This window comes from Chloroflexaceae bacterium, assembly GCA_025057155.1.
Taxonomy (GTDB): domain Bacteria; phylum Chloroflexota; class Chloroflexia; order Chloroflexales; family Chloroflexaceae; genus JACAEO01.
The window spans coordinates 1-702 of the sequence record JANWYD010000094.1 but is presented as its reverse complement, the minus strand read 5'-3'; the positions used below and the strand labels follow the sequence as shown (position 1 = coordinate 702).

The 702-nt window shown below is 67.5% G+C and carries 1 other RNA gene; it reads left to right on the top strand.

Going from position 1 to position 702, the window contains the following annotated elements:
* Positions 1 to 311, top strand: a transfer-messenger RNA (tmRNA) gene (gene ssrA / locus NZU74_20445); the annotation flags it as partial.
* Between the last annotated feature and the right edge of the window lie 391 nt (positions 312 to 702).

Genomic DNA, 702 nt, shown 5'->3' with positions numbered 1-702 from the left:
GCCGCCCAGTCACGTAAAAGGGGCAAGGCAACAACTGCCAACAACAACGCTCGGGTTCAGCCTCGGCTGGCCCTCGCTGCCTAAGATTGGCAGCGCGCTCCCCGCAGCTCCCCCGATGGCTGCGGATCGAGCGTCGCAAGTCGGGTGCTCCGCTAGCGCTCGCCTAAGCGCTATCGGCTAAGACAATAGGCTGGCCCCACGGTCGCTCTGCCACTCGCGCGACCACGGGCGAGATGAAGCGAGGGGCTAAACCTGTAGATGTCTGCGGTCTAGCTTTCTGGACGGGGGTTCGACTCCCCCCATCTCCACCACACAGAGGTTAAAAAGCCTCACAACGCGCAGGGCAACCGAGCTAGCAACATTGCTGCACGGTTGCCCTGTATGTTGTCTTAGCCAACCTCGCGCAGCTGTTATCCGTCGCTGCTCGTAACCATTCTCCCTCACCCCCGCCCCGCTCCCGGCTTCGCCGAGAGAGGGGCGCTGCGTACGTGCCGCGTAAGAGATGTCTGTGCCGGCCACCACGCGACTCCCGCGCCCCCCTCCCTGCTCCCCTCCCTGCCTCCCCCCTCCGGGGAGAGGTTTGTCCCCCTCCCCCAGCGGGGGAGGGCTAGGGTGGGGGCTGCCCCCACCCCCAGCGGGGGAGGGCTAGGGTGGGGGCTGCCCCCTCCCCCAGCGGGGGAGGGCTAGGGTGGGGGCTGCCCC